This window comes from Streptoalloteichus tenebrarius (assembly GCF_024171885.1).
Classification (GTDB): Bacteria; Actinomycetota; Actinomycetes; order Mycobacteriales; family Pseudonocardiaceae; genus Streptoalloteichus; species Streptoalloteichus tenebrarius.
On sequence record NZ_JAMTCP010000002.1, the window covers coordinates 290125 to 308990 of the forward strand.

Sequence of the window (18866 nt, forward strand, 5' to 3'; positions counted from 1 at the left end):
CCGATTTTGGTTCTCGCCCCCGTTTCGTATATTCTTGGCGAGCACGCGGCGAACAGCCGCGACGCCGGTCCGGGTGGCGGAATGGCAGACGCGCTAGCTTGAGGTGCTAGTCCCCGTATAGGGGGTGGGGGTTCAAGTCCCCCCTCGGACACCAAAACGTGGCACATGTGCGCCGCAGGCGCTCATGTGCCACACGTGTTCCAGGCTCAGTCGGGCCCAGGCGCCTGTTGATTCATCCGGGTAACCAGTCACGGTGGCACAGGCGATCCCGTGGGAAGCCAGTGGTTCCGGTTCCGTCCCATTCACCGCTTTCCCATTCAGGGCCATTGGCTCTCTGAGTGATCTGCGCCTGAACGCCGCGGTCGCTGTCACTACTGCGGATCATCCGGTTCTGACTCGGCGCCGATCTGGCCCGTCCAACCAGGAGCGAGCGGACCCCGCGACGCGACATCGGCCGGTCGCGCGGCCTCGGCTACGGGGTGGTGGCCACTCCGGTCGCGGCGGCCCCCACTGCGGGCCGGTCGAGCCCATGCCGCCCCCGCTGCTCACCGACGAGAAGGCGTGGCGGTCGCCCTCGGGGTGTGGACCGCAGGGCCAGCGACGAGCGGACGCCGCGGCCTTCGTCGGCGACCGACTGGCCGCCGCTCCGGCCCGCCACCGACGTCGTGGCGTCCGCGCGGTCGGCGTCCGCCGAGCGTCGAGCTCGCGATCCCGCAGGTCGGCGCGGACTTCGAGATCGTCCAGCCGCCGGAGTTCCGGGACCACGTCCTCGAGCCGGCGCGGAGTCCGATCCTCCCCCTGAGGACCGGTCGTTCAGCTCGGCATAGGTCGGGTGCGGGTTGCTGATGCGACGTTTGACGTCGAGCGTTCCGCTGAACCCGCCCACGTCCGCCGCTTGGGTCGTCTCCAACGGGGTGAGCCCGGCCCGGATGAGGCCGTACGCGAGGGCGAGATAGCGCTGGACGCTCCCAGGCTGCCGTATGAACCAGGGCTCCTTGTGATGTCGTGCCAATCAGGATGGCGGCTCACCGGTGGCGAGAGGGAAACGCCTTGTGTGGACGTGGCCCGGACGTCCTATGACTCCGTTCCCGGAATACAGAACCTCAGGTGAAACGGGTGTCCAGGCCTGTCTTCTCCCGTCCAAGCTGATGTCCACGAGGCGACCGTGGTCGCGTGCGGCAGCACGGTCGTCACGAAGCGGGAGTCGCCGACGTGTTGCTGACGAACAACAGACGTCGTGGCGGGGCGTGCCGAACGAGTTCGGGCGGGCCCCGCCACGCGTGGATGGAATCGAGACAGATCAGGTTGTGGACATCGCTTCCAGGGGGCGCGCCCGCATCGCGAGCCGAGCGGGCACCAGGCTGCCCACCATTCCCACCGCCACGGCGGCGCAGCAGATCAGGAGGTAGGGCGCCAGCGGCAGGGGAACCCAGAACGTTCCGGTGAGGAGACGGGCGTATCCACACATCACAGCGCCCGAGATCAGGCTGCCCCACAGGATCCCCGTGACCACCGAGACGGCGGCCTCCACGGTCACCCAGGACAGAACGTGCCCCCGTCGCGCACCAGCCAGCCGGAGCAGGGCGAACTGACGTCGCTGTCCGTTCGTCGATCCGACCAGGACGTTGATGGCGGAGATCCCCGCATAACCGCCGATGAGCACGACGAACAACGACACGATCCAGTTGTCACCCGTGCTCTGTGCCGCCATCTGCTCCAGATGCTCCGATCGCGAGGTGAGAACCAGACCGGGCACAGGGTGGATGACCCGGCGCAGCTCCCGCTCCACCGTCGCTCGGTCGACACCGCTGGCGAGGGTCATGTAGACGGCGGTGTCGAACGGCTCTCGAAGGTGCGGCAGCAATTCCGACCGGGGAAGCAGGACGTTGGCGAAGGTGGCGTCGGACTCGTAGACGACAGCGACCCTGCCCGTTGCCGGTGTGCCGTCAGGAAGCCGGTAGTTGATGTTCCCGCCCGCGCTCCACCCCTGGGTGGTCGCGGTCTCCTGGGAGACCGCGAGGGTTCCCTCCGTGAACGCCGACCACGATCCCGAGACCACAGGCAGGCGCAACACCTGGGAGATGGCGTTGGGGCTCACTCCCATCGCCTCGGCGTACGAGGCCTCGTCGTTCTGGCCCACGACGAAGATCTGCGTGCTGACCACGCCGGAGGCGGCGCGCACACCCGGCACGCCCGCCAACCGATCCGAGATCACGGAGGGCACACCGACCTGGTGGGGTCCGGCGACGACCAGATCGGCCTCGAGTCGTTGCCCGTAGTTCCGTGACTTCGCCACGAAGGTGGTGGAGTCCTGGAACAGCAGGATCGACGCGGTGGCCACCATGACCGTGATCGGCACAGCGACCCCGGCGGCGCGGCGCAGGTCGGCCTGGACGGAGCGGGAGGCCATGAAGCCGCCGAAGCAGGTCCGCAGCGGCCCCGCGACCACACCCACCACCCCACGGATGAGGACGGGCCCCAGCAGCGCGACAGCCAGCAGGAGGAAGGGCACGGACACGAACAACGTCGACACGGCTATCGCGCCGCGAGGGGTGTTCACCGGGGCGGCCACCGCCATTGACACCAACAACAGGCCGACTCCCGCCGCGAGGGACACCAAGCCCCAGAGCCGACGTCCCGCACCAGTTCGTCGTGGGGGCAGCTCCGCCGCGCGAAGAGCCTCTCCGGGCTCGATTCGCGACGCCCGCCACGCGGGCAGTGTTCCCGCCACCGCGGCCGTCACCACGGCGACTCCCGCACCGGCGAGGAAGGATGTCGGATCAGGCGTCAGCGGCAGCGAGCGTGGGATCAGGCCCTGGTTGGCGAAGAACCTCAGGCCCGCGGACGCGAGGCCCACTCCTCCGAGGGCTCCGGCCACTCCCGCTAGTCCACCGACCAGGACAGCCTCCCCGACGACGAGTGCGCGCACCCGCCCCGAGGAGGCGCCCACGGCGCGGAGCAGTGCCAGCTCTCGACGTCGTTGGGACACGGAGACCGACAGCGTGCTCGAGATGACGAAAGCCGCGATCACGAGACACACCGCGGCCATCGTGCCCAGGAACTGTCCCATTCCTCCCGACAACTGGGCGCGGGGATCCAGGGTGAGCCCTCGGCCCTTCTCCTCCCCCCACAGGACCTCGGCTTCGGGAAGCGTTGCCTGGATTCGCTTCGCCAGGTCCGCTGGATCGACGCCGGGCCGCGGGGACACGAACGCCACCATCGCCTGGCCCCCGAGTCGCACCGCCGTCGCGGGAGCGAAGAACAGCGCGTGCTCGAACCCTTCCCCCTGACGTTCCACGATCCCGGTCAGCCGGTGTTCATGCCGGCCACCCGAGGTGACGACCTGTACCGTTTCGCCCAGGTGAAGTCCGGCTTCGGAGGCGACACGCGAGTCCACGGCCAGGTCGTTCGGACCGCGCGGCGGTTCGCCCCTCACGAGGTTCGCCGGCTCCGCTCGCGCGAGGGACCAGGAGTGCCCCCAGGACCGGGTACGGGAGTCGCCGAGCATCCGGTCTCCCGCCAGAACGAAGGCGGGAAAAGCCGTTTCCCCGGCAACCGATTCCACTCCCCGCACGCCGTTCAGCGCGTTCAGTTGTTCCGGGCTCAGACGTCGCTGCTCCCGGAGTTCGTGCGACAAGCCCCCCGTGGTCCGCACCTCTGGCGCCAGTCGTACCACCATGTCGGTGGCGTGGAGATGCCAGGCGCTGAGTTCGCCGCGGGCGGCGGCGGACGTGGCTGATTCCTGGATCAGGAGCGCCGCGGTTCCGAGGCCGGCCCCGAGCATCACCGCCAACAGCGACGCCAGGGTGGGGATCCAGCGGGAGCGCAGGCCGCGCCAGGCCATCAGGATCACGACAGGCCCTCCAGCACCGCCAGCCGCGCGAGCACCTTCTCACTGGTGGGGCTCACCAGTTCGTCGACGAACGCGCCGTCCCTGAGGAACAGCACACGGTCGGCGTGGGCCGCGGCCGCCGGATCGTGGGTCACCATGATGACCGTCTGCCCGAACTCCGTGACCGCCCGTCTCACGAACTCCAGGACCTGACCCGCCGTTCGGGAGTCGAGGTTGCCAGTGGGTTCGTCGGCGAACACCACGTCGGGTCGGTGCACGAGGGCGCGGGCGACGGCGACGCGTTGCTGCTGTCCCCCCGACAGCTCGGCCGGGCGGTGGTGGAGGCGGTCCGCCAACCCCAGCACGTGCACGAGCTGGGCCAGCCACCGCTCGTCGAGTTCCGGGCCGCCGAGCCGGGGGCCGAGGGTGATGTTCTCCCGGGCGGTGAGCGTCGGGATCAGGTTGAACGCCTGGAAGACGAAGCCGAGCCTGTCACGGCGGAACGCGGTGAGGCGGCGTTCGGGGAGCGCCGTGACGTCCTCGCCCGCGATGACCACCTGTCCCTGGTCAGGGCGGTCGAGCCCCGCCATGCACTGGAGGAGCGTAGACTTGCCGGACCCGGAGGGGCCCATGATCGCGGTGAACTCTCCCTGGTGGAACGCGGCGGACACCCCGGCGAGAGCGACCACCGCGGAGTCCCCTGAGCCGTAGACCTTCCGGACAGCGTGGGCGTAGGCCACAGGGCTCGTCACTCGTGGCCGTGAACGCGTGGAGTCGGAGGTGTGCTCGCCCTCACCCATCGATCCTCCTCTGAATGTTCCAGTTCCCTGTCCACGCTGATGAAGGGCACCAGAAACCTGCTCCCTCCACATCCACGCAGGGGTGAAGACAGGGGTGGTACACGCCCTACCTCCGAATGGAGGGCACATCGGCGCGCTGTCGTTCTCTGCCCTACTGCGGTTCATCCGCACCTGTGCGGAGCATTGGCGTCGCGACTGAGCGTCGAGGCTCAGCACTTGAAGAGACAGTGGTGGTCTGCTGCGCCATTCGGTCGTTTCATCCCTGGCACGCACTGGGCGAGAGGAGTGTCCGGGGAATGGGGGAGTGACGATGGGGAAGTCCCCTGTGGAACAGGTGCGGGCGATGCGGAAAATCCCCGTACATGAAGGTGAATTGCTGAGGCAGCGGGGAATGTCTAGCGGGCGTCGGTGGGAACGTGTCGTTCTCGGCGCCGCGCCGTCGCGAAGAGCGCGTTGCGCGCCTACGGCGGGGATTGGAGGTAGGTCAATACCGCGTGGACCCGTCGATGTTCGTCCTCGCCACGGGACAGGTCGAGTTTGGCGAAGATGCTGTTGACGTGCTTGGCCACGGTGGCATCGCTCACGCTCAGACACCGGGCGATGGCGGAGTTCGTCTTCCCCTCGGCCATCAACGCGAGCACCGACCGTTCACGTGGTGTGAGTGAGGCGATCGGGGAGGAACGCCGGCGGCGGGCGAGAAGTTGACGCACGACCTCCGGATCGATGACCGACCTCCCGTTGGCGACCTGTTCCAACGCGGTGACGAACTCCTCCACGTCCCCCACCCGGTCCTTCAGCAGGTACCCGGTTCCGCCGGTCCCCGCGCCGAGCAGTTCCGTGGCGTAGCGGTGGTTGACGTGCTGGGAGAACACCATGATCTTCGCGTCCGGGTCGCGTTCCCGGATCTCCAGCGCGGCCCGGAGCCCCTCGTCGGTGAAGCCGGGCGGCATCCGGACGTCGATGACGGACAGGTCCGGCGCGTGCTCGGTCGCCGCGGCGACGAGGCTGGGAGCGTCGCGGACCGCGGCGACGACCTCATGGCCGAAACGGCGCAGGAGATGGACCATGCCTTCGCGGAGGACGGCGGAGTCCTCGCCGATCAGGATCCGCACGGAACCTCCATTCGCACCACGGTCGGGCCGCCGCTCGGGCTGCTGACGGTGACGGTCCCACCGATCGCCTCCACCCGGTCCATGATCCCGAGAAGTCCCGTGCCCCGGCTCGGGTCCGCGCCACCCGCGCCGTCGTCGGCCACCAGCGCGACGAGCAGGTCCCGCTCCTGGGTGACGTCCAGTCGCGCCGACCGCGCGCGACTGTGCCGGACGACGTTCGTCAGCGCCTCGCAGACGGCGAAGTAGAGAGTGGACTCCACCGTCTCGTCGAGACGCTCGCGGAGGTCGAGCCGCGTCTCCACCGGAAGGGGCAGTTCCTCGACCACCTCGGTCAACGCTGGACCGAGTCCCTCCTCCCTCAGCGTGGCCGGGTAGATTCCCCGGACCAGATCCCGCACTTCGGTCAGTGCGCGTCGCGCCTCCTCGTACGCTCTGTCGAGCAGAGCGGGGTCGGGCTCCTTCCCTGACCGGAGATCGAAGCGCAGCAGCCCCAACTTCATCACCAGCGACGTCAGCCGCTGTTGTGCTCCGTCATGCAGGTCGCGCTCGATACGCCGCCGCTCCAGCTCGAACCCCGCCGCGATCCGGGAACGGGACCGGGACAACTGGCGGACTCTGCGGCCCAACTGCTCCTCCCGGCTTCCCATCAGGAGAAGTCGTGCGAGGTGGCCCCGCCCAGCCGCGAAGGCCGTGACCACGTACAGCGCCACCACCGTGAGCAGGAGCCCCGCGAGGCACGCCCAGACCTGGCTGACCGTCGACTCCGCGCGAACGTGGAGCCAGGAGTAGACCTCTGGTGGTTCGGCGGGAGCCAGCCACAACCAGAACGGCGCCAGCACCAGCGCCGTGGGAACCGCGAGGACTGTCGCGACGACAGCCATGTCCACGATGCTCAGCGGAAGCAGCAGCAGGCCGTAGAAGCACAGCAGCCACAGGTCACGGCCTCGTGGTCGAGTCCAGCGGATCTTCGCGGGAGACGAGCCGTGATGTGCTGCACGACGGGCGGAAACATCGATCCAGCCCAGCCGCCACCGCTCCACCCCGCCCAGGGGAACGGCCGCCCACGGGCCCAGCGGCCATGCGCAGAGCACCCAGGCCAGCGCGACGAGAGGCGAGGCAAGCAGATAACACAGGCACCGCCAGGGCCACGACGTCGCCACCAGGCGACCCGGATTCCTGCGTAAGAGATCCCAGACGGTTTGGGGCCGGTCGGATGCGGAGTCCTCGCGACCGGAGCTCCTCACGTTGCCGCTCACGGTGTCACTCTAGGTCTGGCATTTCTCACGCTCGGTGTTCGAGCGGAGGAGCCTCAGCGGAGGGAATCGCTGCTCGACGGGAGACGGCGACGGCAGATGCTTCGTGGTCAGAACTGGGGATGGGGCGCGGGTTTGGGGCCCGCGCCCCATCCGGACGTGCGGTCAGTCGGCCGCGGCGGCGACGCGCGCCTCGCGTTGGACGGACTCGCTGGAAACGATCTGGGCAATGGTGGCGCCGCTGCCGCCGAACTCACGGACGGCCTTGTAGTAGACGTCGGCGGTGCGCTTGCAGGTCCAGCTACTGCCGCAGATGGCGTACATGTCGTTGTGGAAGTTGTCGTCGATGCGCTTGCGGTTGGCCTCGGAGAACCGGCTCTGCTTCTTGTAGTTGCGGTAGCCGAAGTCGTGCCGGTGGCAGGCGGGCAGGAAGTTGTAGCCGAGCGGCGCGTCCGGGGACTTGGAGCAGCCGTCGGAGGACCAGTCGAGCTGGTCGGAGTACGGGCGCTGGTTCCGGAGCGTGCCGAACTGCGAGAGCGACTTCGAGAACAGGTACTCGTCGGTGACGCTCTTGAGCTTGGCGGGGGTCAGGGCGGCCTCGGCGGTGCCGACGCCGAGGAACAGGGAGGCGCAGGCGGCGAGCACGAGCGCGACGAGCGAGCCGCGGGAGGCGCGCCGCGGGCGCGCGGAGGCAGGGGAAGCGGCCACGATGGTGATCCCTTTCGGACGACGTTGATCAAGCCATCCGACTTCGTAGCGCTTCCGTTGTGGGGTGTGGCACCCCCGAAGGGAGCAAAGGAAGTGAAGATCAGGTGATGGGAAGGCGACGGCGCGTGGTCAGCGGGGGAGTTCCAGGAGCATCCGGCTGTTGCCGAGGGTGTTCGGCTTGACGTAGGGCAGGTCCAGGAACTCCGCGACGCCCTCGTCCGCCGAGCGTCGCATCTCCTCGTAGACCTCGGGCGCCACCGGGGTGCCGGAGATCTCCACGAACCCGTGCCTGGCGAAGAACGCCGTCTCGAAGGTGAGCACGAAGATGCGGCTCAGCCCGAGGTCCACGGCGACGTCGACGAGCTGTTTCACCAACGCGTGCCCGACGCCCCGGCCCCTCACCGAAGGGTCCACCGCCACCGTGCGGATCTCCGCCAGGTCCTCCCACAGGACGTGCAGCGCGCCGCAGCCGAGGATCCGCCCGCCCCCGTCGGCCACCCAGAACTCCTGGACGTCCTCGTAGAGGGTGACGAGCTGCTTGCTGAGCAGGACCTCGCCGGCGTACTGGTCGACCAGGGCCTTGATCGCTCGTACGTCGCTCGTCCGGGCCCTGCGCACCACGAACGCGGGTTGATCTGGCACGGCGGAGAGACTAGACCGCGCCCGGTCCGGGTGTCGCGGGAGTATCAGAGTGGTGAAAGCTGTCTCAGTCGAGGAGCTACAGGCCGGTTGATGCGGTTTACTTGCGCAGAAAGCCTTGAAGCTGCTGTCGGGGAGGTGTTTCCCATGCTACGGAGCTTCCGGCTCGGTAACCACCGATCGATCTGGGACGAACAGGAGCTCCTCCTCCTGCCGGCCTACGACAAGCGGCGGGCCGTGCTCCCCGTGGTCGCCATCTACGGGGCGAACGCGGCCGGAAAATCCAACTTCCTGGACGGCCTCCAGTTCATGGTTCGAGCTGTGACGGAGTCCTTCGACGGCTGGCAGCCCCTCGACGGAGTGCCGAGACGCCCGTTTCGGCTTGACCCGCGTGCCGCAGAAGAAGCATCGACCTTCGTGGTCGAGCTCCTCCTGGGCGGTATCCGGTACACCTACGGTTTCCAGGTCGATAACGAGATGGTCGTCGAAGAGTGGCTCTTCAGCTACCCGGAGAAGCGAAGGCGCATTGTCTTCGAACGGCGAGGGGAAGAGCTGCGCTTCGGGAGCACAGTGCCGACCCAGCGAGGGAAGACGGAGGTCCTCGAAGACCTGCTGCGCCCAAACGCCCTCTTCCTCAGTCTCGCCGCGAAAGCGAATCTTGACCCGCTGCTTCCCGTCTACGAATGGTTCCTTCGGGGGGTTAGTTTTCGTGGGCCAGGGAGGGCGCAGTCCACGGAATACACCGCGGTGAAATTCATTGATGGATCACCACAGCGTCAGCGCCTCCTCGTCGAGTTACTCCAACTCGCCGACCTCGGTATTACCGATGTCCTTGTGCTCCGAGAGGAGGACCCTACGTGGCGGGAGATGGGCTGGCGAGTCGAACAGGAGCTCGCCATGCTCCAGGATCGTCGTGACGCCGGTGGTCAGAACGAGTCCCAACAGTCGCTCTTTGAGGACCTTGAGCAGCAACTCCGTGCTAGGGCCCGGATGTACAGCCGACCACGCTACCGGCGCCGCCTATTGTTCGCTCATGGGCCTGGAGCGTTGTTTGACCTGGGTGAGGAGTCAAAGGGGACCCAGGGTTGGCTCAGTTTGCTACCTGTTGCGCTGACCTGTCTGGAAGAAGGATCGACGCTGGTCGTCGACGAGATCGACTCGAGCCTGCACCCCAGACTCACCGCGCGCCTCGTCGCCTTGTTCCGAGATCAGGTGACCAATCCGAAGGGTGCGCAGCTGCTGTTCAACACCCACGACACGAGTCTGTTGAGCCCTGTCCTTGGCGAGGAGGTGCTGAAGCGGGACGAGGTGTGGTTCGTCGAGAAGAATGATTCAGGAGCCAGTGTGCTCTTCCCGTTGACCGAGTTCAAGCCTCGTGCCGGGGAGAACGCGGAGCGGCGGTACCTGGGTGGCAGCTACGGTGCCATTCCTAACATTCTAGCGGAAGACTTCGTCGAGGCGGTGCGCTCTTCCGGCTTGTTCGGGGGCGCTGATGGTCAGGCGTGAGAACTCGCAGCATCGCAACACGAGGCCTCGCCGTCAGCCGGCGTCTCGTGTGTTAATTGTTAGCTGCGGCGAGCGGACCGAGCTGGACTACTTCGATGGTCTGCGGCGATCATTGAAGCCGCCGACTGTCGCCCTCGCGGTCAAGCCTAAGAAGGCTTCTCCCGACCAGCTTGTCGCGTATGCGCGGAAGCTGCGCGAGCAGGACCCCGGAGGTTTTGACGAGGTCTGGTGCGTCATGGACGTCGACCACTACGACCTGGAGGGGGCGATATCCGCCGCACGAGAGGGAGGAGTGGTGTTGGCCATTTCAAATCCCTGCTTCGAAGTTTGGCTCTTGCTGCACTTCGTAGCCTGCGCGTCGCCGTTCTCGAATGAGAAGGCTGTGCGCGATGCGCTGCGGCGTCATGTACCGGGATACAAGAAGAACAACCTCGATTTCGCCGTGTTTCAGCCGCACGTGATGGATGCGATCGAACGGGCGAAGAACATCACGCCCGCCCACGGGCAGGCGCACACCAACCCCTCGACCGGCGTCTGGCGCTTGGTTGAGGTCGTTCTGGACCGCGATTTCCGGGGGGCCCGGGTGCGCCGGCTACCCTGACGGCGTGTCTACCCCTGTCAACTCCCGTCGCGTTGCCATGGTGACCCTCGGCTGTGCCCGCAACGAGGTGGACTCCGAGGAGCTCGCCGGTCGGCTCAGCGCCGACGGCTGGCAGCTGGTGGACGCCGACCAGGACGCCGACGTCGTCGTCGTCAACACCTGCGGCTTCGTCGAGTCCGCCAAGCAGGACTCGGTCGACACGGTGCTCAGCGCGGCCGACACCGGGGCGAAGGTCGTCGCGGTGGGCTGCATGGCGGAGCGCTACGGCAATGAGCTCGCCGAGCACCTGCCCGAGGCCGACGCGGTGCTCGGCTTCGACCACTACCCGACGCTGGCGTCGAGGCTGGAGGACGTGCTCGCCGGCCGTAAGGTCGAGTCGCACGCCCCGGTCGACCGGCGCACCCTGCTGCCGATCACGCCCGTGCAGCGGCCGAAGGCCGCCGAGGAGGTGTCGCTGCCCGGCCACGGCTGGGTGGGCGGCGCCCGCCCGGTCCGCCGCCGGCTCGACGACTCCCCGCTGGCCCCCCTCAAGCTCGCGTCCGGCTGCGACCGGCGCTGCTCGTTCTGCGCGATCCCGTCGTTCCGGGGCGCGTTCGTCTCACGCCCGGCCGAGGAGGTGCTCGGCGAGGCCGCGTGGCTGGCCGAGCAGGGCGTGCGCGAGCTGTTCCTGGTCAGCGAGAACTCCACCTCGTACGGCAAGGACCTCGGCGACGTGCGCGCGCTGGAGCGGCTGCTGCCGCGCCTGGCCGCCGTGCCGGGGATCGACCGGGTGCGCGTGTCCTACCTCCAGCCCGCCGAGACCCGGCCGGGGCTGGTGCGCGCCATCGCGACCACGCCGGACGTCGTCCCCTACTTCGACCTGTCGTTCCAGCACGCCAGCGAGACGGTGCTGCGCCGCATGCGGCGCTTCGGCTCGACCGACTCCTTCCTGGCGCTGATCGAGCAGATCCGGGGGCTCGCCCCCCGCGCGGGCATCCGCAGCAACGTGATCGTGGGCTTCCCCGGCGAGACCGAGGAGGACCTGGCCGAGCTGGAGCGGTTCCTGACCGAGGCCCGGCTGGACGCGGTCGGTGTGTTCGGCTACTCGGACGAGGACGGCACCGAGGCCGCCGGCTTCGACGGCAAGCTGGACGCGGACACGGTCGCCGAGCGGGTGTCGCGGATCTCCGCCCTCGTCGACGAGGTCACCGCGCAGCGCGCCGAGGAGCGCGTCGGCGAGGAGGTCGAGGTCCTGGTGGGCCAGGCCGAGAGCGACGAGGAGGACTGCCTCGGCTGGGCCGCGCACCAGGCCCCCGAGGTCGACGGCGAGTGCGTGGTCACGGGCGGCTCCGGCCTGGCCGTGGGCGACCTCGTCCGCGCCAGGGTCGTCGAGGCAGCAGGGGTCGATCTCGTCGTCGAGCCGCTCGAGGTGCTGCCGAGGGACCGGACGTGAGCGGTCCCGGCGCCGGGACGGGCGACCACCCGGCGGAGCTCCCCTCGGGCTCCGGACCGCCGGCGCCGCAGCGGCAGGTGCCGTTGCTCAACGTGGCCAACGTGCTCACGATGACCCGCCTGCTGCTGGTTCCGGTCTTCCTGCTGACCCTGTTCGCCCAGGGCGGGCACGACCAGCTCTGGCGGCTGGTGGCCAGCGGCGTGTTCGCGGTCGCCTCGATCACCGACCGGATCGACGGCGACCTGGCGCGCCGGCACGGCCTCATCACCGACTTCGGCAAGATCGCCGACCCGATCGCCGACAAGGCGCTCACCGGGGCCGCCCTGGTCGGGCTGAGCATGCTGGCCGAGCTGCCGTGGTGGGTCACGATCGTGATCGCGGTCAGGGAGCTGGGCGTCACGCTGCTCCGGTTCTGGGTGATCCGGCACGGCGTCATCGCGGCCAGCCGGGGCGGCAAGGCGAAGACGCTCGCCCAGGTGATCGCGATCGGGCTGTACCTGCTGCCCCTGCCGGACGCGGTCGACCCGCTACTCGTCGTGGCCATGGGCATTGCCGTACTCCTGACGGTGGTCACTGGACTGGACTATGTCGTGCGGGCCGTGCGGCTCCGGGCGGCGGGTCGGGCCACCACCGGCGCGTCGTGACCGCCCCCGGCGGGGACGGCCCCGGCGCCACCTCGGACCTCGGACCGCTGCCGGGGCTCGTCGGGCTGCCCGACGCCGAGCTGCGCGGGCTCGTCGGCAGGCTGAGGGAGCGGTCGGAGACCGTCGCGACCGCGGAGTCGCTGACCGCCGGGCTGGTGTGCGCGGTGCTGACCGCGGTGCCCGGCGCCAGCGCCGTCGTGCGCGGCGGTCTGGTCGTCTACGCCACCGACCTGAAGTCCGAGCTGGCCGGGGTCGACGCCGACCTGCTGGACCGGCACGGGGCCGTGTTCCCCGAGGTGGCGGCCCAGCTCGCGGTCGGCGCGCGCCGCCGCTGCGGCGCCACCTGGGGCCTGGGGCTGACCGGGGTGGCCGGCCCCGATCCCCAGGACGGGGTCGGGCCGGGCACGGTGCACGTCGGGCTGGCGGGGCCGTCCTCCGTCACCGTCCGCACCGTGACGCTGGGTGGTGACCGGCAGGCGGTGCGCGCGGGCGCCGTCCGCGCGGCCCTGGCGGCGCTGGCCACCGCGCTGGGCTGACGACCCGCGTCACCGCGTGTGGTGGGGGGGTGGTTTCACGAGCCGTCAACAGGGTGATCATCATGACGTCGGGGAACGACGCGACCCACCCGGGCGTTGGTATGGCGTGTGTCCCCGCCCTCGGCGAGGCGGTCACGCCGCGTGCGGACCGTTCGCCCTGGGCGGACGGTTGGGTGATCTCGCTGTGCGCGTCGGGCCCGATCGGTAACGTGGTCGACACGGGCGTCGGCTCGGACGGCGCCCGGCCGAAAGGAGGCGCGCGATGGCCCTGTTGCTGCGCGAGGCGATCGGCGAGCGGCTGCGCCGCACTCGCACCGCCCAACGGCGCACACTGCGGGAGGTCTCGCGTGCCGCCCGTGTGAGCCTGGGGTACCTGTCCGAGGTGGAGCGGGGGCGCAAGGAGCCGTCCAGCGAGCTGCTGGCCGCGATCTGCACCGCCCTGGAGCTGCCGCTGTCCGAACTGCTCAACAACGTCGCCCTGGACATCCGCAGGGACGAGCCGGTCGTGCCCGCGCTGCCGACCGCGGCCGGCGTCGGCGAGGGCCGGGAGGCGCCCGCCGCGCGCGAGGGCGAGACCGAGGTCGGCAAGCTCGTGCCGGCCGTGGTCGGGACCGACCTCGCCGACCTGCGGTTGCAGCCGATGCTCAGCCACCGGCTGCCGGCCACGATCGGCCCGTCGTCCCTCGGCGGCGGCAAGCAGCTCAACGCGACCTGCAAGCAGGTGATCGTGGCGGCCTGAGCCCGGTGGGGCGGGTCCCGTCTCGTGACCACGGCGGGTGGGCGGTCGGCCGACCGCCCACCCGCCGTGGTCGTTCCGGCGCTCACGCTCCGTCAGTGGGCCGGTGACCCGAGCGTGAGCGTCGGGGTGCACCCACGGTCGAGTGGTGCTCCGGTGTGCGGGTGATCACTGTTCGTCACTCGGCGACGCCTCTCCCCTCCGCTCACCCGACAGGGGGCGGTTCGGCGACGGGACCGACGTCGGTCGGTGACGAAGATCAGGGAGAACCCTGAGATATCCCGGGGTCGGTGGAACGCGCCACGCGCACCTGACACGATGGAACCAGCACCGGAACCAGCACGTTGTCCGGTCGACACGCCTCGCGGGATCGGGCAAGTAGGGGAGAAGGCAGGCGGAGGTATGGCCAACGCGTTCGTGAAGTTCTGGAAGTACCTGATGGCGTCGTTCTCGTCGAAGATCGACGAGCACGCCGACCCGAAGGTGCAGATCCAGCAGGCCATCGAGGAGGCGCAGCGACAGCACCAGGCGCTCTCCCAGCAGGCCGCCGCCGTGATCGGTAACCAGCGCCAACTGGAGATGAAGCTGAACCGGCAGCTCGGGGAGATCGAGAAGCTCCAGGCCTCGGCCCGGCAGGCGCTGGTGATGGCCGACCAGGCCCGCGCCCAGGGCGACCTGACCAAGGCGCAGCAGTACGAGCAGAGCGCCCAGGCGTTCGCCACCCAGCTCGTCACCGCCGAGCAGAGCGTCGAGGACCTGAAGGTCCTGCACGACCAGGCGCTGGGCGCCGCCGAGCAGGCCAAGCAGGCCGTCGAGCGCAACGCCATGGTGCTCCAGCAGAAGCTCGCCGAGCGCACCAAGCTGCTCAGCCAGTTGGAGCAGGCGAAGATGCAGGAGCAGGTGTCCTCCTCGCTGCGGCAGATGACCGAGCTGGCCGCCCCCAGCAACACGCCGTCGCTGGAGGAGGTCAGGGAGAAGATCGAGCGGCGGTACGCGACCGCCGTCGGCCAGGCGGAGCTGGCGCAGAACTCCGTGCAGGGCCGCATGCTGGAGGTCCAGCAGTCGACCATCGACATGGCGGGCGCCTCGCGCCTGGAGCAGATCCGCGCCTCGCTGCACGGCGGCTCCCTGGCCTCGGGCGCCGGCGCCGCCGGCCAGGTCACCGGCGGGCAGACCGCCGCCCCGCTGCCGGCCCAGCCCCAGCCCAACGCCCAGCAGCACCCGCAGCCCGGTCAGGCCTGAGCGGGCGGGACGTCGCGATGGGGGCGCGGGAGGACTGGCGGGAGATCTCCCGTCAGGCCAAGGACGAGTGGCGGAAGCTGTCCCGGCAGGCCAGGCGCGAATGGCGGGAGCAGGTTCGCCAGCACCACGACGAGGTGCGGGAGCACGTTCGTCGCCACCTGTCCGAGCGGCGGCAGGAGCGTCTCCGCGGGTCCGGCGCCCCGGCGCCGGCTCCCGCCCCCCACGTGGACGCGGCCCGGCAGGCGGTCCAGGCCGCCGCGCCGGTCGTCGGCCAGGTCGGCCGCGCCGTGGTGGACGGGCTGCGCGGCAAGATGGCCGCGTGGCAGGACCCGCGTGCCCGTGCCCTCAGGAAGCGCCGGAGGGCGCGCCGTGCCCTCCGGTTCCGGGGGTGGACCGCCGGGATCACCGGCGGGGCCACCACGGCCGTCGCCCTGGCGCAGGCCCCCGAAACCCTCGTCATCGGCGGCGGCGGGGTCACCGCGCTGTTCGCCGCCCTCGCGGTGAGCGCCGGCCTGCGTTCGCGCCGGCTGCACCGCACGCCGCTGCCGGAGGCGGCGGCGCCGCCACCGGAGATGCCGCCGCCCGGCTCGTTGGCCAGGGAGCCGATGGAGCGGCTGGCCGGGGCCGAGCGGAGCCTGGCCGAGCTGCTGCGGCAGCTCACCGTTCCCGGCGCCCACGGGGTCGCCGCGGTCCCGTCGGAGTCCGTCGAGGACACCCGGACGTCGGCTGCGGAGGCGGCGGGCGCGTTGCGTGGCGTCGCGGCCCGGCTCCGCGCCGTCGAGTTGGCCAGGGACGCGGCCCCGGCGTCGGAGCGGGCCTCGTTGGCCGAGGACGCGACCCGGTTGCGGGCGCAGCTCGACGAGGGCGTGGACGACTACGGCCGTCTGGTCGCGGCCGCGGGACGGGCGGTCGCGGCGAGCGCGGCCAGTGGACCGCGCGAAGCGCTCGCGGACGCCACCGACCGCCTGGCCGGTCTCGCGGCGGCGCTCCGGGAGCTGGGACGCGGCACGGTCTGACCCGAGGGCGAGCGCCGGGCGGTTGCGGTGCTGTGCCTCGTCGCGGACGCGACGTGCTCCATATGTGCTCGATCTCATAGCGTGCGCCGTCCCATGCCGGCGCGGACCAGGAGAGGCGCCCCGCCCGAACCCGTGGGCGGGTCGTCTCCCAACTGTTCCCGTGCCGTTCGTCACTCATCCCGGCCTCCCTGCTCGAATCTCGTCGCATTCGCGGAACCCTGGTTGTCGTCGTTGTCGTCGTTGTCGTCGTTGTCGCGGATCTCGTGAGCGAGAACGGATTCCGGCGCGCGTGGCGGCTCGCCCGCCGGAAGTCCTTGCCAGGCCTGGGAGTTCGCGGAGGTCTCGTCAGGTCCTCTTCGGTCTTCCCGTCACGCTTCGCAGGGTGGCCCCGGGGCCTGACATTCCTGGTGCGCGTCCTGTCGGGCCAGGTGCTCAACGCACCTGCCATGCCCGAACCAGGGTTCATTCCCCAGCGGAATGCGAGCACCATTGGTCAGCAGATCGACACTCTTCGTGTTGATTTTCAGGCTGCTGTCACGCCACCGTTCCGGATCTTTCGTCATTTCGGGTGGTGGACAGGTACCTTCCAGCTCCGGATCGCTCCCCGCCGAGCGTCCCTGAGCGAACCGGAACACGGGAGGGCCGTGTGGCGCTGTGGACCCTGCACGGCGACGGACGTCGGGTGGCCGACGGAGCCGTCGTCGCCCCCGACGAACGGCTGAGCTGGCCGTTGACCGTGGGCCTCGGCCTCCAGCACGTCATCGCGATGTTCGGCGCGACCCTGCTGGTGCCGGTCACCACGGGGTTCCCGGTCACCACGACGTTGCTGTTCTCGGGCATCGGCACCCTGCTGTTCCTCGCCATCACCCGCAACCGGGTGCCCAGCTACCTGGGCTCGTCCTTCGCCTTCCTCGCGCCGTTCGCGGCCGCGCAGAAGGCGGGGGCCGGCCCCGCCGAGCAGCTCGGCGGCGTGCTCGTGGCGGGCCTGGCGCTGGTCGCGGTCGGCGTCGCGGTCAAGGCGCTGGGCGTGCGCCTGCTGGAGGCCGTCATGCCGCCGGTGGTCACCGGCGCGGTCGTGGCGCTCATCGGGCTCAACCTCGCGCCCGCCGCCACCCAGTCCTTCGCCGCCCAGCCCCTGGTCGGGCTGGTCACGCTGGCCGCGATCCTCGGGGTCGGCGTGCTCGGCAGGGGCCTTCTGTCCCGGGTGTCCGTGCTGGTCGGCGTGGTCCTCGGTTGGGGGTTCGCCGCCGTCACCGGCGGGCTGGACCCGCAGCGGGTGGACGCGCTGCGCGAGGCCGCGTGGTTCGGTCTGCCCCACCTGACCACCCCGCAGGTGCGGCCCTCGGTCGTGCTCCTCGTGCTGCCGGTGGTGGTCGTGCTGGTGGCGGAGAACGTGGGCCACGTGAAGGCCGTCGCCGCGATGACCGGGCGCAACCTCGACGGCGCCGCGGGTGACGCCCTGATCGGTGACGGACTGGCCACCACGCTCGCCGGACTCGGTGGCGGTTCGGGCACCACCACCTACGCGGAGAACATCGGCGTCATGGCCGCCACCCGCGTGTACTCCACGGCGGCCTACGTCGTGGCCGCGGTGTCCGCGATCGTCCTGTCCTTCTCGCCGAAGTTCAACGCCCTGGTGTTCACCGTCCCCGGTGGGGTGATCGGCGGCGCGACGCTCGTGCTCTACGGCCTGATCGGGCTCATCGGCGTGCGCATCTGGATCGACAACAAGGTCGACCTGACCGAACCGGTGAACCTCATGGTCGTCGCGGCCGCGTTGATCGCCGGCATCGGCAACCTCACGCTGACCGTCGGGGGCCTCGAGCTGGGCGGGATCGCCTGGGGCTCGCTCGGGATCATCGTCCTCTACCCGCTGCTGCGCCGGCTCAGGCCGGTCACCGCCTCGTGACCCGCCGCCGCTGACTCACTGCCGCCGCTCTCGCCGCTTCTGACCCGCTGCTGCTGCTCCACCGCCTCGCGGCGGCCGTCCGTCAGGGTCGTGGCCCGTGCTGGCAGGTGGGGCAGAAGTAGGCCACCCGTTCCCGGAGGCCGGAGCCCTGCTCCGCCGACCGCACCGGGGCGCCGCACCGCCGGCACGGCCGCCCGGTCCGCTCGAAGACCCAGTGCTGGGCGTCGCGGCCCAGCTCGCCCGTCGTCGACTGCTCGGGGCGGGCGGCGTTGCGGAGCAGCAGCTTGCGGCTCCACCGGACGGCAGAGCGGACGTCCACGTCGGACACCGGCGTCCACGGCGTGACGCCGAGCAGGAAGCAGACCTCGGTCTTGTAGAGGTTGCCGAGCCCCGCCACGGCGGTCTGGTCCAGTAGGGCCAGGCCGATCTCCCGGTCGGGGTCGCGCAGCAGCCGTTCCACCGCCTCGTCCTCCTGCTGCCGACCCCAGGCCGGGTCCAGCAGGTCGGGGCCGAGGTGCCCGACCAGGCGACACTCGTCCGAGGTCGGCACGAGCGCCATGTCGTGCAGCCGGAACCCCACCGCCACTCGGTGCTCGTTGGCCAGCACCGCGCGCACCTGGTGCGTCGGCCCGCGCCAGCGCTCCTCCGGCCGGTACAGGTGCCACGCGCCGTCCAGCCGGAAGTGGGTGTGCAGCGTCGTCCCGTCGTCGAACCGGAACAGCAGGTGCTTGCCGACCGAGTGGACGCCCAGCACCACCCGGCCGGCCAGGTCCACCGAGGACAGCCGGGGGTGCCGCAGCTCACCCCTGGTCAGGCGCTGCCTGGCCAGCGCCGCGTGCAGTCGCCGGCCGGCGAGGTAGACGGTGTCGCCCTCCGGCACGGCTCAAGTGTGTCGGGTCG

General features: G+C 70.3%; 16 protein-coding genes and 1 tRNA gene. 10 read left to right on the forward strand and 7 right to left on the reverse strand.

Annotated features, from left to right (window positions below):
* The first annotated feature begins 67 nt into the window (after positions 1-67).
* Positions 68-154, forward strand: a tRNA-Leu gene (locus tag LX15_RS03045).
* Between the two features lie 1146 nt (positions 155-1300).
* Here the strand turns inward: LX15_RS03045 and LX15_RS03050 are convergent.
* The 6 genes from LX15_RS03050 to LX15_RS03075 form a co-directional block, all read right to left on the reverse strand.
* Positions 1301-3070, reverse strand: a complete 1770-nt coding sequence (locus LX15_RS03050) for an ABC transporter permease (protein WP_253667895.1) — start codon at positions 3068-3070, stop codon at positions 1301-1303.
* Between the two features lie 779 nt (positions 3071-3849).
* On the reverse strand, positions 3850-4521 hold the full coding sequence (locus tag LX15_RS03055; protein WP_308213397.1) for an ABC transporter ATP-binding protein: 672 nt from the start codon (positions 4519-4521) through the stop codon (positions 3850-3852).
* Between the two features lie 572 nt (positions 4522-5093).
* Positions 5094-5744 (reverse strand): response regulator, encoded by a 651-nt coding sequence (locus LX15_RS03060; protein WP_253667897.1) that lies wholly within the window; start codon positions 5742-5744, stop codon positions 5094-5096.
* Positions 5732-6904, reverse strand: coding sequence for a sensor histidine kinase (locus tag LX15_RS03065; RefSeq protein WP_253667898.1), 1173 nt, complete (start codon positions 6902-6904; stop codon positions 5732-5734). The genes LX15_RS03060 and LX15_RS03065 overlap by 13 nt, the downstream gene beginning before the upstream one ends.
* Before the next feature lie 258 nt (positions 6905-7162).
* Positions 7163-7705: a phospholipase gene (locus LX15_RS03070; protein WP_253667899.1), complete on the reverse strand. Its 543-nt coding sequence runs from the start codon at positions 7703-7705 to the stop codon at positions 7163-7165.
* Positions 7706-7834: 129 nt separating this feature from the next.
* Positions 7835-8347: an amino-acid N-acetyltransferase gene (locus LX15_RS03075; RefSeq protein ID WP_253667900.1), complete on the reverse strand. Its 513-nt coding sequence runs from the start codon at positions 8345-8347 to the stop codon at positions 7835-7837.
* A 144-nt stretch (positions 8348-8491) separates the two neighbouring features.
* Between LX15_RS03075 and LX15_RS03080 the strand changes: the two genes are divergently transcribed.
* The 9 genes from LX15_RS03080 (at position 8492) to LX15_RS03120 (ending at position 17966) form a co-directional block, all read left to right on the forward strand.
* On the forward strand, positions 8492-9850 hold the full coding sequence (locus LX15_RS03080; RefSeq protein ID WP_253667901.1) for an AAA family ATPase: 1359 nt from the start codon (positions 8492-8494) through the stop codon (positions 9848-9850).
* Positions 9851-9899: 49 nt separating this feature from the next.
* The gene (locus LX15_RS03085; RefSeq protein WP_253667902.1) at positions 9900-10451 is read left to right on the forward strand and encodes an RloB family protein; all 552 of its coding nucleotides are present in this window, start codon (positions 9900-9902) and stop codon (positions 10449-10451) included.
* 37 nt (positions 10452-10488) lie between these two features.
* Complete coding sequence (rimO, locus tag LX15_RS03090) at positions 10489-11883, forward strand: 30S ribosomal protein S12 methylthiotransferase RimO (protein WP_301303953.1); 1395 nt, start codon at positions 10489-10491, stop codon at positions 11881-11883.
* Positions 11880-12527 (forward strand): CDP-diacylglycerol--glycerol-3-phosphate 3-phosphatidyltransferase, encoded by a 648-nt coding sequence (gene pgsA, locus LX15_RS03095; RefSeq protein WP_372502182.1) that lies wholly within the window; start codon positions 11880-11882, stop codon positions 12525-12527. Before rimO ends, pgsA begins: the two co-directional genes overlap by 4 nt.
* Before the next feature lie 47 nt (positions 12528-12574).
* A complete protein-coding gene (locus LX15_RS03100) occupies positions 12575-13063 on the forward strand; it encodes a CinA family protein (RefSeq protein WP_372502215.1) in 489 nt (162 codons plus the stop codon).
* Positions 13064-13325: 262 nt separating this feature from the next.
* On the forward strand, positions 13326-13802 hold the full coding sequence (locus LX15_RS03105) for a helix-turn-helix domain-containing protein (protein WP_253667904.1): 477 nt from the start codon (positions 13326-13328) through the stop codon (positions 13800-13802).
* A 399-nt stretch (positions 13803-14201) separates the two neighbouring features.
* Entirely contained in the window at positions 14202-15041 is an 840-nt protein-coding gene (locus LX15_RS03110) for a PspA/IM30 family protein (protein ID WP_253667905.1), read from the forward strand.
* Positions 15042-15058: 17 nt separating this feature from the next.
* A complete protein-coding gene (pspM, locus tag LX15_RS03115; protein ID WP_253667906.1) occupies positions 15059-16057 on the forward strand; it encodes a phage shock envelope stress response protein PspM in 999 nt (332 codons plus the stop codon).
* Between the two features lie 646 nt (positions 16058-16703).
* The gene (locus LX15_RS03120; protein WP_253667907.1) at positions 16704-17966 is read left to right on the forward strand and encodes a solute carrier family 23 protein; all 1263 of its coding nucleotides are present in this window, start codon (positions 16704-16706) and stop codon (positions 17964-17966) included.
* 82 nt (positions 17967-18048) lie between these two features.
* On the opposite strand, the gene LX15_RS03125 is transcribed toward LX15_RS03120, so the two are convergent.
* The gene (locus LX15_RS03125) at positions 18049-18846 is read right to left on the reverse strand and encodes a DNA-formamidopyrimidine glycosylase family protein (RefSeq protein ID WP_253667908.1); all 798 of its coding nucleotides are present in this window, start codon (positions 18844-18846) and stop codon (positions 18049-18051) included.
* Positions 18847-18866 lie beyond the last annotated feature (20 nt).

Coding starts and splice junctions, on each gene's coding strand:
- LX15_RS03110 (WP_253667905.1), top strand. CDS start 14,202: ATGGCCAACGCGTTCGTGAAGTTCTGGAAGTACCTGATGGCGTCGTTC.
- LX15_RS03050 (WP_253667895.1), bottom strand. CDS start 3,070: ATGGGACAGTTCCTGGGCACGATGGCCGCGGTGTGTCTCGTGATCGCG.
- LX15_RS03105 (WP_253667904.1), top strand. CDS start 13,326: ATGGCCCTGTTGCTGCGCGAGGCGATCGGCGAGCGGCTGCGCCGCACT.
- pspM (WP_253667906.1), top strand. CDS start 15,059: ATGGGGGCGCGGGAGGACTGGCGGGAGATCTCCCGTCAGGCCAAGGAC.
- LX15_RS03080 (WP_253667901.1), top strand. CDS start 8,492: ATGCTACGGAGCTTCCGGCTCGGTAACCACCGATCGATCTGGGACGAA.
- rimO (WP_301303953.1), top strand. CDS start 10,489: ATGGTGACCCTCGGCTGTGCCCGCAACGAGGTGGACTCCGAGGAGCTC.